General features: G+C 33.2%; 1 protein-coding gene. It reads left to right on the forward strand.

The genetic code is table 11. The features are described from left to right. A partial coding sequence (locus ACGTN6_RS20795) for an LLM class flavin-dependent oxidoreductase (protein ID WP_394594986.1) occupies window positions 1-647 on the forward strand: 647 nt, incomplete at both ends.

Genomic DNA, 647 nt, shown 5'->3' on the forward strand with positions numbered 1-647 from the left:
AGTATATTTCCAAAACCAGTACAAAAACAGTTACCTATCTGGGTTACAAGTGGTGGTAACCCTGAAACCTTTAGAAGAGCAGGAGAAATAGGGGCAAACTTATTAACACACTTACTTGGCCAATCTCTAGAATCTTTAAAAGAAAACATACAGATATATAGGAAATCGTTAAAAGATAATGGGTATGATTCCAACGTAGGAAAGGTATCAATTATGCTCCATACCTTTATTGATAAAGATGAAGAATATGTAAGACAAAAAATTGAGGAGCCTTTTAAAGAATATCTAAGATCATCAGCTGGACTTTTAGAGGACTTCGTAGGATCCATGGCTAGTGAGAAAAAGTTAAATGAATATAACGAGGAAGATTTTGAAGATATTATTTCAGCTGCTTTCGACCGTTATTACCAATCAAGTGGACTATTTGGTACACCTAAGCAATGTCTTGAAATAGTTAATAAACTAAAAGAAATTGGGATAGATGAAATTGGATCACTAATTGACTTTGGAGTAGATGAAGATGCTGTTTTAAACGGGCTTAATCACCTTAGAAGTTTGAAAGAGTTATCTATAGAGCCCCCTAAAGTTTCAATTGAAGATGTTATAAACAAGCATAATATTAGTATTATACAGTGTACTCCTTCATT

Origin of the sequence: Halomonas sp. B23F22_20, assembly GCF_043496985.1 — a bacterium.
In the GTDB taxonomy this organism is placed as follows: Bacteria; Pseudomonadota; Gammaproteobacteria; order Pseudomonadales; family Halomonadaceae; genus Halomonas.